This window comes from Bacillus sp. ISL-18 (assembly GCF_018613415.1).
Classification (GTDB): domain Bacteria; phylum Bacillota; class Bacilli; order Bacillales; family Cytobacillaceae; genus Neobacillus.
Genome location: NZ_JAGGQG010000010.1, coordinates 635,829 through 651,054 on the forward strand (window position 1 = coordinate 635,829; position 15,226 = coordinate 651,054).

At 41.4% G+C, this 15,226-nt stretch carries 14 protein-coding genes; 2 read left to right on the forward strand and 12 right to left on the reverse strand.

From position 1 onward, the window contains the following. Positions 1-126 precede the first annotated feature (126 nt). Both secDF and J7E81_RS16385 read right to left on the reverse strand, forming a co-directional pair. A complete protein-coding gene (gene secDF, locus J7E81_RS16380; RefSeq protein WP_215043869.1) occupies positions 127-2,391 on the reverse strand; it encodes a protein translocase subunit SecDF in 2,265 nt (754 codons plus the stop codon). A 136-nt stretch (positions 2,392-2,527) separates the two neighbouring features. Then, a complete protein-coding gene (locus tag J7E81_RS16385) occupies positions 2,528-2,824 on the reverse strand; it encodes a post-transcriptional regulator (RefSeq protein WP_215043871.1) in 297 nt (98 codons plus the stop codon). Positions 2,825-2,970: 146 nt separating this feature from the next. Here J7E81_RS16385 and spoVB point away from each other — a divergent pair, with 146 nt between their 5' ends. Then, positions 2,971-4,521, forward strand: a complete 1,551-nt coding sequence (spoVB, locus tag J7E81_RS16390; protein WP_215043873.1) for a stage V sporulation protein B — start codon at positions 2,971-2,973, stop codon at positions 4,519-4,521. A gap of 47 nt (positions 4,522-4,568) precedes the next feature. Here spoVB and J7E81_RS16395 read toward each other — a convergent pair whose 3' ends face one another. Further along, positions 4,569-5,231 (reverse strand): DUF421 domain-containing protein, encoded by a 663-nt coding sequence (locus J7E81_RS16395; RefSeq protein ID WP_215044403.1) that lies wholly within the window; start codon positions 5,229-5,231, stop codon positions 4,569-4,571. Positions 5,232-5,411: 180 nt separating this feature from the next. On the opposite strand from J7E81_RS16395, the gene J7E81_RS16400 reads away from it, so the two are divergent. Beyond that, a complete protein-coding gene (locus J7E81_RS16400; RefSeq protein WP_251028670.1) occupies positions 5,412-5,828 on the forward strand; it encodes a TIGR04086 family membrane protein in 417 nt (138 codons plus the stop codon). Positions 5,829-5,876: 48 nt separating this feature from the next. Here the strand turns inward: J7E81_RS16400 and yajC are convergent, their stop codons facing one another. From yajC to safA, 9 genes are all read right to left on the reverse strand, one after another. Continuing rightward, entirely contained in the window at positions 5,877-6,176 is a 300-nt protein-coding gene (gene yajC / locus J7E81_RS16405) for a preprotein translocase subunit YajC (RefSeq protein WP_215043875.1), read from the reverse strand. 30 nt (positions 6,177-6,206) lie between these two features. Further along, positions 6,207-7,346 (reverse strand): tRNA guanosine(34) transglycosylase Tgt, encoded by a 1,140-nt coding sequence (tgt, locus tag J7E81_RS16410; RefSeq protein ID WP_215043877.1) that lies wholly within the window; start codon positions 7,344-7,346, stop codon positions 6,207-6,209. Between the two features lie 125 nt (positions 7,347-7,471). Then, the gene (gene queA, locus J7E81_RS16415; RefSeq protein ID WP_215043879.1) at positions 7,472-8,500 is read right to left on the reverse strand and encodes a tRNA preQ1(34) S-adenosylmethionine ribosyltransferase-isomerase QueA; all 1,029 of its coding nucleotides are present in this window, start codon (positions 8,498-8,500) and stop codon (positions 7,472-7,474) included. Between the two features lie 33 nt (positions 8,501-8,533). Further along, entirely contained in the window at positions 8,534-9,535 is a 1,002-nt protein-coding gene (ruvB, locus tag J7E81_RS16420) for a Holliday junction branch migration DNA helicase RuvB (protein ID WP_215043880.1), read from the reverse strand. Positions 9,536-9,545: 10 nt separating this feature from the next. Further along, complete coding sequence (gene ruvA / locus J7E81_RS16425) at positions 9,546-10,157, reverse strand: Holliday junction branch migration protein RuvA (RefSeq protein WP_215043882.1); 612 nt, start codon at positions 10,155-10,157, stop codon at positions 9,546-9,548. Positions 10,158-10,384: 227 nt separating this feature from the next. Beyond that, positions 10,385-10,933, reverse strand: coding sequence for an intercompartmental signaling factor BofC (locus J7E81_RS16430; protein ID WP_215043884.1), 549 nt, complete (start codon positions 10,931-10,933; stop codon positions 10,385-10,387). A gap of 338 nt (positions 10,934-11,271) precedes the next feature. Next, positions 11,272-11,958, reverse strand: a complete 687-nt coding sequence (locus J7E81_RS16435; protein WP_215043886.1) for a YhcN/YlaJ family sporulation lipoprotein — start codon at positions 11,956-11,958, stop codon at positions 11,272-11,274. An 87-nt stretch (positions 11,959-12,045) separates the two neighbouring features. Further along, entirely contained in the window at positions 12,046-13,035 is a 990-nt protein-coding gene (locus tag J7E81_RS16440; protein ID WP_215043888.1) for an aminoglycoside phosphotransferase family protein, read from the reverse strand. Continuing rightward, entirely contained in the window at positions 13,022-14,980 is a 1,959-nt protein-coding gene (gene safA, locus J7E81_RS16445) for a SafA/ExsA family spore coat assembly protein (protein ID WP_308162221.1), read from the reverse strand. The genes J7E81_RS16440 and safA overlap by 14 nt, the downstream gene beginning before the upstream one ends. Positions 14,981-15,226 lie beyond the last annotated feature (246 nt).

The following is a 15,226-nucleotide window of genomic DNA, read 5'->3' on the forward strand; positions in this document are numbered from 1 at the left end:
TTTCTAATTATACAGGAGCGAGCATAAGCTTTCAATCAAAAGAAAAAACTGCAAATGGTTTGCAGTTTTTCTTTTAATATAAGGGTAGTCTTGCTTTACGCCCAGCAACTAGTGGACAACGCTTTTCTATACTTGCGGCTGATCCGAATATTTTCTCTTTTCTTTAACCGTTCTAATGACACCCTTCTTTTTCAGTTCTTTACATTTCATTACATACCATAAAGAACCTGCGATAAAGATAGATGAATATACACCAACGATTAAACCGACAAATAATGCAATCGAAAAATTACGAATCGATGGACTTCCAAATATCATTAAGCACGCGGTCGTTACAAGTACCGTAAGAACAGTGTTAATGGATCGGGTTAATGTTTGACGAATACTTACGTTTACCACATCCGCAATATCTTGAACGGTTTTAAGACGCTTTTTCTTCTGCATATTTTCACGAACCCGGTCAAATGTGACAATTGTATCGTGGTTTGAATAACCGACAATGGTCAAAATGGCCGCGATGTAGTTTAAATCTACTTCAAGTCTTGTAATACTGAAAATGGCAATCATGAAGAATGCATCATGCAGGATAGCTGCAATCGCCGCAATGGCCATATAGGCTTCAAATCGTAAAGAAACATAAAGAATGATGATGATCGACGCCAGCAAGACGGAAATAAACGCATTCTTCGCCAGTTCTTTTCCGATCGTCGGAGAAACGGTGCTGACATTCGGCTCAAAGCCAAATTCCTTTTTGAAATCTGCCTTTAAGGACGCAATCTCATCCTTTGTCAATACACCAATCATTCGAACAGCACCAATTTGATTTTTGTTTCCTGAGATAACAACATCATCAGGTTTTAAACCGCGATCAGTAAAAGCACTTTTCACTTCTTCTGCGGTTAATGGTGTTTTTGATTGTACTTCTATCCGAGTACCACTTGAAAAATCAATTCCTAAGTTCAAGCGGAAAATGGCAAGACAGATAATCCCTGCAACAATAAGCGTACCTGATAATATAAATACTTTCTTTCTGATTCCAACAAAATCAATTTTATCAAATCTGGTTGGCAGGTCGACCGTATCAACGTTATCAGTAATTTTCCTAATTTGTGAAGGATGTACTGCAAACCAGCCCGGTCTTTTATTAAAGAGACCGCTCTTTACCCATAGTCCTAACAGGAGTCTTGAACCGTAAACATTGGTCAAGAAACTCATAAGAACACTCACGATTAACATGGTCGCAAACCCTTTAACAGAACTTGTCCCATAGAAAAATAACACACATGCTGTCAAAATGGTTGTTAAGTTGGCATCAAAAATGGCTGTAAAGGCATGTTTTTCACCAGCTTCAAACGCGGATTTAAGGCTTCTTCCTACCTTCAATTCCTCGCGAATACGTTCATAGGTGATGATGTTCGCATCAACGGCCATACCGATCCCGAGGATAATGGCGGCAATTCCCGGCAGGGTCAGGACCCCATTCATCCAATCGAAAATTAATAACACCAGATAAGTAAAAATCGTTAATGTAATTGTCGCAATAAATCCTGGAAAACGATAATAGAAAATCATGAATAAGTAAATGATTGCTACACCGAGAATTCCAGCAAAAATAGTTTCATTAAGAGCTTGTGCCCCAAACTTAGCCCCAACTGAAGTGGAGTATACCTCTTTCAGTTTAACTGGCAAGGAACCTGCATTTAATAGCGAAGCCAAGGTTTGCGCTTCTTTCGTCGTAAAACTGCCGACAATCGAAACGGTATCCTGATTAAAGACTTCTTTTACTGTAGGGGCCGATAAAAACTTAGGCTTTGCTTTGGTTACTTCTGTTTTAAAGGAATCTTTGCCTTCTTCGTAATCAAGCCAAATGACTAGATAATTATTTGGAGCCATATTCAAAATTTCCTGAGAAACTTTGCGGAATTTATCTGCACTTTTTAATGTTAAAGATACACTTGGTGCACCGTTTTGATCAAAGGTTTGCTTAGCCCCGCCTTGTTTCAGATCGGAACCATCCATCATTAGTTTGTCATTCGCATCACGGAAAGTTAAATTTGCCTGTGTGGACAAAATTTCCCTTGCTTTATTTTGATCTTTAACACCGGCAAGCTGCACACGGATTCGGTTTGTACCTTCAATTTGAATACTAGGTTCACTTACCCCTAGAACGTTAATCCGCTTATCAAGAGCTTCAGCGGTGCTCGCCAAAACATTTTTGTCAATTTTTTGACCTTTTTTCGCAGGCTGAACCTCGTACAAAACCTCAAATCCACCTTGAAGGTCTAGCCCGAGCTTCATATTATTTAAGATGTTCTTTGTTGTTGCTCCTATTGTGCCTCCAATTATTAGGATCACAAGAAAGAAAGCAATAATTCTACTACGCTTTACCATTATGTATTGTTCCTCCTTAGTGCTTGTGCATGTAGCACTGTACGTCTATCTCTATACAAAAATAATGAAAAAGTCACTGCTTTCATTATGAAATAACTTATAAGTGCTGTCAATTTACATAAATGAAAACATTTTCTTATTTTAAAAGTTCTTTAAGCTCTGCTTCGTTATCAAATGAGAATTCGGAAGTTTTATAGGATTCAATTGTTACATAGTTTAGATAGTCACTTACCCTTACAGAGAGAATATCCTGGATCATTTCATAAAGCTTCATCTCATGTTTTACTTTTTTCCACTTTTTCTTTACTAAGAATTCCCAAAGACCTTGTTCTCTTACAGAATCAACGCCGAGCAGGCGAAACTCCTCCAATTTGCTCTTTAATGCCGGCTGTACTTGGGTACGAAAGTCTTCGTTTACGTGACTATTATCCATTCTCACTGCCTCCCAGAAATCTCGTTTGCGCATTCACTTAAATGAAAACATTTAAAAAGCTTTTACAACTTGTCATGCTTTGTCCACCCTAAGGCATATAGTTAATTGTATATGAATTCTTCTTATTTGAGAAGGTGGGAACCTAAATGTCGAAGTTTTTAAAAGGGACTTTCATCCTTTTAGTTGCGGGCTTTATCACAAGAGTCCTTGGCTTTATTTATCGCATCGTTCTGGCAAGAAGTATTGGTGAAGAAGGCGTCGGTTTATATATGATGGCCTATCCTACGTTCATTCTTGTAGTAACGATCATTCAGTTAGGCCTTCCGGTTGCCATCTCGAAAAACATTGCAGAGGCAGAGGCCAAAGGGAATTATGCCGAAATCAAAAAAATTCTCGTCGTATCCTTGGCGATCACGGTGGGTTTATCCATAGTCCTGACACCTGCATTGATTTTACTGGCACCCACTCTATCTAGCACTCTCTTTACCGACCAGAGAACCTACTATCCGCTGATCGCGATTGCCCCAGCCATGCCTATTATCGCCGTAGCGTCCGTTTTACGCGGATACTTTCAAGGCCGGCAAAATATGCGGCCCTCAGCCATTTCACAAATACTTGAACAATTTGTTCGAATTACGTTAATCGCAACTGCCACTAAAACATTCCTCCCATATGGAGTGGAATATGCAGCAGCAGCGGCTATGGGGGCTTCCGTTTTAGGTGAACTGCTTTCGCTTATCTACTTGCTGACAACATTTAAATTAAAAAAACGATTTAAGTTGCGAAAAAACTTTTTCCAATTTGTTCACAAAGGGAAACGTACATTTAAAGAATTAATGGAGATTGCTCTGCCAACGATGGGCAGCAGAATGATTGGCTCAATCTCCTGGTTTTTTGAACCGATTGTCGTGGCCCACAGTCTTGCCCTTGCAGGTGTTCTCGCTGTCAATGCTACCAAACAATATGGCGCCCTAACCGGCTATGCAATGCCGTTGTTGATGCTGCCTTCCTTTGTAACCTTTTCGCTGGCAACCTCCCTTGTTCCTGCCATCAGCGAAGCCAATTCAAAAAATAATCATAAATTAATTGAATACCGGCTCCAGCAAGCGTTGCGGTTTGTTTTTTTAACAGGCGGTCTTGCCGTGATTATTCTCTATGTATTAGCGGACCCGCTCATGCAGCTAATGTACGGCTCAACGAAGGGAGCCTATTTTATCCGCTTGATGTCTCCCTTTATGTTGGTTTATTACTATCAAGGTCCCCTTCAGGCAGTTTTACAGGCCTTAAATCTTGCTCGAGCAGCGATGCTTAATAGTCTAATCGGTTCGGTTGTTAAAACCGCCGTCATTTTCTTACTTGCTTCCCAAGCTACATTTGGTATTACTGGAGCTGCCTTAGGAATTGTCGTAGGTTTTGTCCTTGTAACTGGATTACATTTTGCAACCGTCTTAAAGAAGGTGTCCTTTTCCTTCTATGCCTGGGAATATTTAAAGGGCTTCCTCGTGATGGGGCTTTCAGGCTGGCTGGGCTATTATCTTTTTGAACATTTCCTGTTACAGGAGCATTTAATCATCCGTGTCATCACTTCTGCACTTGCTATGGTCGTTTCCTATATAGTGATGCTCGTTTTATTCCGCCTCATTAAAAAGGAAGAACTAAAACGGATCCCTTGGTTTGGGAATTTAATTCCTAGCTAAGCAGCTTAATAAATGAAAAGAAGACATGCCTTATGGGCGTGTCTTTATTAATCGGTGTCCTTTAGATCGATATAGAAATTCCCATTTTCAAAACTGCAAAAAGAAATATCTTTAATATCACGATATCCCTTCTTCTTCAATTCCTGTCTCAGCCATAGGTTGGTTTTATTGATTCTCTTTAAGTTTTCTTCATCAATTTGTCCGTCCATTATTAAAGGAATTGTGATATCGCCTTGCTTGGTTGGTTCTTCAGGATTTTTTAATTTTTCAATAACAGATAAACTTCCAGACGGCTCCAAAATAGCAAATTCGACGTCAGCAATACTGCGGATGTCCTTTTCTCTTAATTGCACCATTAAATCATCAAAATTATAGCGCTGCTTCCGCATCGCTTTTTCATCAATTTTTCCTCTATTTATAATAATAATCGGTTTTCCATCAATCAGATCACGAAACCTTTTACTCTTTAAGGATAAAATCGCCATGATAATTTGGATCGCCATTAAAACTAACATTGGAACCATTGTATGAAGTAACGGAGAATGATGATTCTCGATGGCAACGACCGCCATCTCACCTATCATTATAAATACGACTAGATCCAGAATACTTAATTCGCCAATTTCGCGTTTACCCATCATCCGAAAAATGATGAGGATGAGGATATAAAACAAAATGGTCCGAAACATGATCGATACATATTCCACAATTGGTCGCCCCTTTTTTTCAATCAAAGAATAGTATCGTGTATTTGATAAGCATTTATGAGAGGAAGTTCGTTCCAAAAAATTAAAAATAGGCAAGCAGAAATATTTATTCTACTTTCCGCTTAGCCTGAATACGCTTGTACTAGGAAGAATAACTGTCTAGGACTTGCCGAAGGTTTAGTCTTGGAACGAAGGGGGAGAGTTAAAATCGAATCGAAAAGCTTTGGGATATCCATTTTGTATGGATTAATTTTTATTTTTGCCTTTGCTTTAATATCCAGTCTTATATTTGCCTTTATCCTTCGATTTACATCCGCTCAAGAAGGATCACTTCAATATGTAATTACAGCCTTGTCTTTCATTGGGCTGTTCGGCGGCGGTTTTCTTTCAGGCGGAAAGCGAAAAGAAAAAGGCTGGCTAATTGGAGGATTTACAGGGCTCATTTATTCATTTTTTGTCTTTTTGTTTCAATATCTTGGCTATGACCGCTTGTTTGATGCGGAACAAGTCATTTATCACACCTGCTATACATTAATTGCGATGATGGGTGGAATCTTAGGAGTCAATATTTCTTCTAACAATTCACGTAGGGCTGCATAATAAAAAAGGAAGCCATCTTAATACATATGGCTTCCTTTTTATTATTCATTACTTCGTAAGATTTACGCTTCCTTCACTTGAACCCGCTGCGGATTCAGTTACCTCACGGATGGCATTGCGATCATATGTAAGACGGCTGCCGTCACCACATTTAATGACCACTTTATTATCATCAATCGAATCAATAAAGCCATGCAGACCACCAATCGTGACGATTTTATCCCCTTTTTTCAATTGGTTTTGCATATTCGCAACATTTTTTTGACGCTTTTGCTGTGGGCGAATTAATAGGAAATAAAATAATACAAACATTAGTATTAATGGAATGATTGTACCGATACCTTGCATCTTGTTTCCCTCCTTTCAATAAATATTCTATTAGAAATTTTTCGCGTTTGGTTTATTAAAACCATAACGTTCAAAAAACTCTTCACGGAAATCTCCAAGCCTGTCTTCCATAATAGCTTGTCTGACCTTCTCCATTAATCTTAACAGAAAATAGAGATTATGGTAAGACGTTAAACGAATTCCAAACGTTTCATCACATTTAATTAAATGACGGATATACGCTCTTGAGTAATTTCGGCATGTATAGCAATCACATTCAGGATCTAGCGGCCCAAAATCACGGGCATATTGCGCATTTTTCACGACAAGGCGTCCTGTGCTTGTCATTAAGGTCCCATTTCGGGCAATTCGAGTTGGCAATACGCAATCAAACATATCGATGCCGCGAATCGCTCCATCAATCAACGAATCCGGTGAGCCAACTCCCATTAGATAACGTGGTTTATTTGACGGTAACATTGGGGTTGTAAACTCAAGGACTCGGTTCATGACATCCTTCGGCTCTCCCACGGATAACCCGCCTACTGCATAACCAGGGAAGTCAAGCGAAACAAGGTCGTTTGCACTTTGTCTGCGGAGCTCTTCATATTCGCCGCCTTGGACGATTCCAAATAACCCTTGGTCTTCTGGTCGCTGGTGAGCGTTTAAACAGCGCTCAGCCCATCTTGACGTTCTCTCAACGGATTTTTTCATATATTCAAACGTAGCAGGAAATGGCGGGCACTCATCAAATGCCATCATGATATCGGAACCAAGAGCATTTTGAATTTCCATAGCCTTTTCCGGTGATAAAAATAGTTTCTCCCCACTCATGTGATTGCGGAAATGAACGCCTTCTTCTTCAATTTTACGAAATTCACTTAAACTGAATACTTGAAAACCCCCAGAGTCGGTTAAAATGGCCCGGTCCCAATTCATAAATTTATGAAGACCGCCAGCCTCTTTAATAATTTCATGTCCTGGTCTGAGCCATAAGTGGTAGGTATTACTTAAAATAATCCCTGCACCCATTTCTTTTAAATCTTCAGGTGACATTGTTTTTACAGTTGCCAGTGTTCCAACAGGCATGAATGCAGGTGTGTCAAACGAACCATGCGGTGTATGGACCCTGCCAAGCCTGGCCCCCGTTTGTTTACATGTTTTAATTAATTCATAACGAATCGCAGTCAAATTGTTATCTCCTTCCAAAGGCGGTGTGAGCAGAGCTGTGTTAAATCTTTATAAAGTGATGACTATATATTACAGAAAATATGATTTACAATGAATTCTATTTACGGCGCTCCACCCCTTTACCACTAGATGATGAACATTGCATCACCAAAGCTGAAAAAACGGTACCGTTCCGCAACGGCTGTGTTGTAGGCATGCAAAATATTCTCTCGGCCGGCTAAAGCACTGACAAGCATGATCAGCGTTGACTTAGGCAAGTGGAAATTTGTAATCATTCCATCAATCGCCTTAAATTCATAACCAGGATAGATGAATATACTTGTCCAGCCGCTTCCCGCGGTAAATTGTCCATTGTTTGCGGATGCAATCGTCTCTAAAGTCCTAGTTGATGTAGTTCCAACAGTGATGATTCTGCCTCCGCTCTGTCTTACTTCATTTAGCAGTTGGGCCGTACCTTCTGTAACCATATAAAATTCAGCGTGCATGTCGTGTTCCAATACATCGTCCACACTCACAGGGCGGAATGTCCCAAGACCTACATGAAGCGTAATAAAGGCTATATGTACTCCTTTTGCTTTAATCTCTTCCAGGAGGGACTCCGTAAAGTGAAGACCAGCGGTTGGAGCAGCGGCAGATCCCGGTTCGCGGGCATATACCGTCTGATAACGATCACGGTCATCTAGCTGTTCTTTAATATAGGGTGGGAGCGGCATTTCTCCTAACTGATCAAGTACCTCGTAGAAAATCCCAGAGTATTTAAACTTTAATACTCTTCCGCCATGGTCGGATTCCTCGGTGCAAACAGCTGTAAGCATTCCATCACCAAAGGTGATTTCTGTACCTATCTTCACGCGTTTTGCCGGTTTCACAAGTGTTTCCCACTGATCACCCTCAAGTTGTTTTAAAAGCAGGACCTCAATTTTTGCCCCCGTATCATCTTTTACACCAAAAAGGCGTGCCGGTAATACCTTGGTATCATTTAAGACAAGGCAGTCCCCTTCACGCAAGTATTCCGTAATATTTTTAAACACTTCATGCTTTATTTCACCTGTTTGCTTATCTAAAACCATTAATCGGCTGTCTGTCCGGTTTTTTAATGGGACCTGAGCAATTAATTCCTCAGGTAAATGAAAATCAAATATATCTACTTTCATCACTAACACACCTTACTATTTTTTATAAAAAGATCAATCCATCGGCACTTCCATGCCAAAATGGTGATAAACTGCCCCAGTTACTACTCTGCCGCGCGGGGTACGCTGCAGGAAGCCAATTTGTAACAGATATGGCTCATAAACATCTTCAATTGTTTCCGCCTCTTCCCCAATCGAGGCCGCAATGGTATCAAGACCGACCGGACCGCCGCGGAATTTTTCGATAATTCCTTTTAATAGCTTGTGATCGATATGGTCAAGTCCTAACCGGTCAACCTGCAGTAACTCCAGAGCTTCTCTCGCAAGGGCCAGGTTAATTGTACCATTTCCCTTAACTTGTGCAAAATCCCTAACCCGGCGGAGGAGCCGGTTGGCAATCCTAGGGGTTCCCCTCGCCCTCCTGGCAATTTCAACTGCAGATGGTTCATCGATTTCTGTTTCAAATAAATCGGAGGTTCTGACAACAATATTTTTTAACTGATCTTCCTTATAATACTCGAGCCTGCACAAAACTCCAAATCGGTCGCGTAAGGGAGCTGATAAGGAACCTGCCCTGGTAGTGGCACCGACCAATGTAAACGGCGGCAGGTCAAGCCGGACCGACCTCGCACTCGGCCCCTTTCCGATGACAATATCCAGGCAAAAATCCTCCATTGCTGGATAAAGTACTTCTTCGATCGTCCGTGGCAGCCGGTGAATTTCATCAATAAATAACACATCCCCAGGCTCGAGAGAGGTTAGAATAGCCGCTAAATCTCCTGGCCGTTCAATCGCAGGCCCTGAGGTTGTCCGGATATTTACCCCCATTTCATTGGCAATAATTACCGCTAGTGTGGTCTTGCCTAATCCTGGAGGCCCATAAAGGAGAACATGGTCAAGGGTCTCCTTCCGCATCTTTGCCGCTTTTATAAAGATCTCAAGATTTTCTTTTACTTGAGTTTGTCCGATGTATTGCTGTAAAGTTTGCGGCCGCAGGCTTTGTTCAAGACTGACCTCGCTTTCATTCACTTCACTAGATATGATCCGCTCTTCCATGAATTATCACCTATTTTAAAAGCCGCTGGAGGGCTTTTTTAATATATTGATCGGTCGAAAGCTGTTCTTTTTGTAATTCAGACGATATTTTTTTAATTTCTTTATCGGAATAGCCAAGAGCTTTCAAGGCGAGGACAGCTTCTTCAAAAGCTGCATTGGCCGCTTGCTGTGGAAGTGGGAATTGATCAGCATTGAATAGGTTAGGAAAGTAATCCGGTACAATATCTAGTAATTTTCCTTTTAAATCAAGGATCATTTGCCGGGCAGTTTTTTTACCAACGCCAGGGAATTTAACAAGAAAGCTTTCATCTTCATTTTCAATGGCATTTACCACTTGCTGGACTTCGCCTGAAGCCAAAATGGCCAGTGCCCCCTTAGGACCAATCCCCGAAACGTTTAATAGTTTGGTAAAAAGTCTTTTTTCTTCTCTTGTTTCAAATCCGTAAAGGGCGATTACATCTTCGCGGACATAATGATAGGTATATACTGTTACCATTGTTTCCATTTTACCAGCGAAAATAAACGGATTCGGTGTGGAGATTTGATAGCCAATCCCATTATTTTCAATGACAATGTATTCCGGTCCGACAAATTCTACCATCCCTTTGATAAATTCATACACACGTTTTCTCTCCCCAAATAAACCTAAAAGTTTTTTCTCTTGAAAAATAAGCTGTCTTTCATTTTAACATAAGTCCAGGCGGTTATTGAAGAAATTCGTATCCTATCAAAAAGTCTAATAATTCAGTTCCCTTGGACCTTCTTCTAAAATTGGATACAAATGAGAGATCGATCTACACATAAAAAAACAGGCTGATTGGAGTCAATCAGTCTGAGTTAATAAAAGGTTTACTGTTTTTTTACAGAATACGGTTCGAATGTTTCTAGGACTTCCACATAATGGTCCTTCGATTTAATTGGGATGCCTTGAATTAATTCCTCTTGTTTCTTGCTTTCAAGTTTCTTGATATCTATTTGAAAGAATGATTGGATAATGTGTGATTGTCCCGGCCGGCCATTAAAAATGGTCAAAACACCATCATCTGTGACACCAAAAAAACCATTTGCTTTTAATAATGGCGAGATATCGTCAACTTGTTTGCGGAATACATAGGTTGACTCGTTGATGTCGGTAAGCTGCCATTGGTCATATTTAGCCCAGAAATTCTCCATTTTCCAACATGTCTCGTGCACCAATTCCTGACTTATTTCCCCGTCAAGATAGACTCTTTCTAAGATAACCGTTAAGTTCAGGGGCTCTGTCTTCGGTATTTGGTTATCTTGTGGGGCAGCCGAGCCTGTTGGGATTAGCCCAGGAACTCTACCAATCAACATGAAGAGAATAACAGCAAATACGGCTAATGTGTACCGGTACATTGCTATCCAAATGACCCTCATGTCACTCACCTCTTAATCTTAATAATTGAACATAGTTTACAGTACTAGTTTAGCCTTTATTTCCCTTTTTATCCGACAAAATAATAGCGGCTTATTTATAAATAAAACTGTGTTAATCGTGAATGTTGATTTCCGCTCCAGGCGGCTTCGCTTTCCGCGGGCGTGCCGGGGAGCCTCCTCGGCGCACTTGCGCCTGTGGGGTCTCCCCTGCCCCGTACTCCCGCAGGAGTCTTCGCCGCCTTCCGCTCCAATCAACATGCTTAAATTCAACAATCCCTTTAACACAGCCATAAATAAAGAGGCAAGCTCGAAAGCTTTGCCTCTTGTTTTGGAGTGGGTTAGCTGCCGCCCTTATTCCGCTGGGAATCGTTATGAATATTACGGTCCCGGCCCATTGTGCCCTCGTCCGTAATAACCTGGACGGTTTTTCCTTTTGCATAGGGCTGAACCACTTTCTGAATGGCTCGTTTGGTTTCAGCTGCCCGATCATTGTCATGTAATGAAACGGATACAATGACCGTATTTCCATATGCGACAGACCTTACATTTCTAACATTATCGATATTTTCCACTTTGTTTCTTATTTTTGCTGTAAAACGATCTTGGAACTCCGGATTCGTGACCACTCCATAATTACCGTTCTTAGCACTCAAGTGACCGTGATAGTTTAAATCACTTGTACTAAAACGGTTATCTCGCTGAAAGAAGTTTCGGTCTGTTTTGGCCCTAGGGACTGTTGGATTTGGGGGATTCCCGTTTTCGTCTCTAGTTTGCATCTGCCTGCTGTTTTTTTCATTAATGTCTTGATCTTCCACGCCAAGGTTATGGTCCATAATTTCTGTCAAGGCACCATCATTATCCCTTAACATTCCATAATCATTATTGGCGTGGTTTTCATTCGAATAATAACCAATCGGCCGAGCTACGTTATTTCCAGTACCCGCACGATTATTATCATTTGTACATCCTGTAACACCTATTAATAAAGAGAAGGAAAGAGGAATCATCCACTGTCTTTTGTTCAAGCGATAAACCCCCTAGAGTACATTCTGAGCATAGAATTCTGCTCATTTATAGGGTGTTATCTTCTGTTGTAAATCATTCTGATAAAATCATTTCACTTTTTCCTGTAATTGGCTGATAAATTTTTTTCTTAAGTGAAATTGATCAACAGTTAAATCCATCACCATCCTTATTTTTTCTTGGTCATTATAGGCTTTTTCGCGAATCAGCCGGTTCCATTCTCGAAAAATATCTGCTGGGAAGGCTAAAGCATACAAAAAAGCTTTTTCATCTAAATATTTTCCTATTGGCTTTAAACTTTCCAGTTTTCCCAATGACCAATCTAGATTGGGAAGAATTCGATTGGCATATTGTAAATAATCATATGACGGCGGACCGATACTAATTAAGTCAAAATCAATTAAATTTAACTGTCCCTTCCTGTCACGGAGGAAATTGTGATGGGCTACATCACCATGGAGAATCACAACCGGCTCTCTTTGAAAAAAGCGGCGGTGTTTCATCATCCCGGCCAATGACCAATTGGCCCATACGATTAGTTCAGAAATCATGTAATCATCTAAAAAGTATTTTATAAAAGGAAGATTGCCTGAAAAAACTCGGAGCCTTTCTGTCCATTTTGCAATTAAATCACTTCTCGAAAGCAAAGTTCGGTAACGGCTTTCAACTGAAGCAGTGGTTTGGTGAAATTGTTTCAGCAGATCAAGACCTTCTTGACGATTTCGCTGTGTTGAATAAGAAAAGGGTGTGTTATGTGGAGGAATGTATTCGATACAGCCATAATAGGTTCCCTCAAAAAAGAGCTGTTCTTTGATCGGACCTGATAAGTATTGGTATGTTTTCAAAAATCCTTCTTTTTTTAAGGTTGCGGTAAAGGCTTCTTGAAGTTTTAATCTGTTATTGGAATGATATCCCTTTAAAATATAGGTATTATTATCAGTTTTTAATAAAAAGACAGATTTTCGGACCATCACCAGCCGAACAATTTTCTCATAAAATTGTGATTGAAAATAAGAGAGGAGACGATTCAAGTAATCATCGTCTCCCTTTTGTTTACCAGGTTTATTAATTGCTCTCATCACGGTAACCTGGCATACCGTAAGGATTTGTTCCAGCTGGACCCACACCATATGGATTCATATAAGGCGGGTGAGCAACATTCATTGGCCCTGTATACGGGGCACTGTATATTGGCGGTGTTGGCGGTACAAAGCTGGTTGGTGGCGGGCTTGTTGGAACCATTCCAGCAGGCTGCATTCCGCCGCCGCCACCACAGCCACAGTCATTTAGAGCTCCGGTTCCTACTGGCAGCCCTTGTGCTGGAGCTGTCGGCATAAACGGCATTTGCCCTGCTGCTCCATGTGTATGAAGATCGGATGATTCAAAGTCATGCATACCCATTACTTGTGGTCCAGGTCCGCCCATTTGCGGATATCCGTATGGTGCTGTGCCCATTCCGTAAGGATTAACCATTCCAGGGTTCCCAAACATGGTGCCAGGTCCTCCTGGAGAGGCTTGAGACATCCCTCCTTGATATTGAGCTGGATAACCTTGTGCCCCTGTCATTGGGTCGACTGTTCCTCCAGGCATTCCCTCATAGCCCATTGGCATCTGACCATATCCGGCAGGCATTCCTCCGTAACCCATTGGGGTTTGACCAAATCCAGCTGGCATTCCTCCGTAGCCCATTGGATTTTGTCCGCATCCGGCTGGGACCTCTCCATAACCCATTGGATTTTGTCCGTATCCGGCTGGGACCTCTCCGTAACCCATTGGATTTTGTCCGTATCCGGTCGGGGCCTCTCCGTAACCCATTGGATTTTGTCCGTATCCGGCTGGGACCTCTCCGTAACCCATTGGATTTTGTCCGTATCCGGCTTGCATTGGTGCTGCTCCTGCCGGCATTCCACCATATTCAGACGGCATTTGAGTTGGTACAGGTGCTCCTCCAAAGCCCATTTGGGTTGATCCAGCTGGTACCCCTCCATAGCCCATCGGTGCCGTTCCAGATTGGAACCCTCCATAGCCCATTGGGGATTGACCATATGCTGCAGGGTCCATCATTGGTGTTTGGGTTCCCATTACTGCTCCAGGGTTATAGGCCGGATTTACACCAGGCATTTGCGGCATGAAGGATGATGACTCATCATGGAAAAATTGCCCCGGCATAACGGACGTACCAGCCATAGCTGGATTAAATCCAGGTGTCCCGTGAACCATGCCTGGATGTGGCAAATACCCTGCCCCTTGGACTTCCGGATAAGGCATAACAGGCGGCATCATCGGCATACCTCCAAATGGAGGGCAGAAACCAGGTCCCGGCATTACAGGCGTAATTGGCACACAATAGTCTTGCGGCGGCGGTATTTCAACCGGCATTTCTTTCGCAGGTGCCGGAGGCGGAATTGGAATTTCCTTTTTTATTTCTTCTTTGACCTCTGGAAGTATGTTGGCAGGTTTAGGAGGAAGCTGTGGTGGAACGGTCATGTTGGTCATGTTGCTCGTATAATAATTGTTTATATCAATTTCTGGGATGATTTGCAGGGGCATTTTTGGAGTGAAAGGTGCTTTAGGTGCTTCTTTTATTATTGGCTGTTCTTTTACAATTGGTTTCTCTTTTACAATCGGTTGTTCCTTTACAATCGGTTTCTCTTTTACAATCGGTTGTTCCTTCACAATTGGTTTTTCTTTAACAATCGGCTGTTCCTTCACAATCGGTTTTTCTTTTACGATTGGGGCTTCTTTGATTGGCAGTGGAACGGGCTTCTCTTTGGCAAACGGATGCTCAGCAATCGGCATTTCTTTCTTTGTTCCTAAATTGATTGTTTTTTCCGGTTTCGTTCCCATCGGCGCTTCTTTTTTTATGGATCCACCTGTGGTTGGAACTTTTATTTTCATACCGGGCATAATCATATCAGGGTTGCTGAGCTGTGAATTCATCTTTTTCAGCTCTTCAAAATTCACGCCGTACTTCTTGGCGATCTTCCAAAGAGTATCCCCTTTCTGTACGATATGGATCTTCACTCTGATTTCCCTCCTATGGCATAAGTCCATATAGTGTATGTGAAGATGGGCAAAGTGCTAACATTCTTCAAAAAAATCTATGCTTCCTTTTGTAAAATTATGAATAAGTCCCCAAAGATACGGCGAGATTCGTAAAATGAAATATTCGCCGATAAATTGGTTAAAACCGCCGATATGTTGAAGATTTCCGCCGATATATTAGTTAAAACCGCCGATAAGTTAAAAAAAACCGCCGATATATCATCC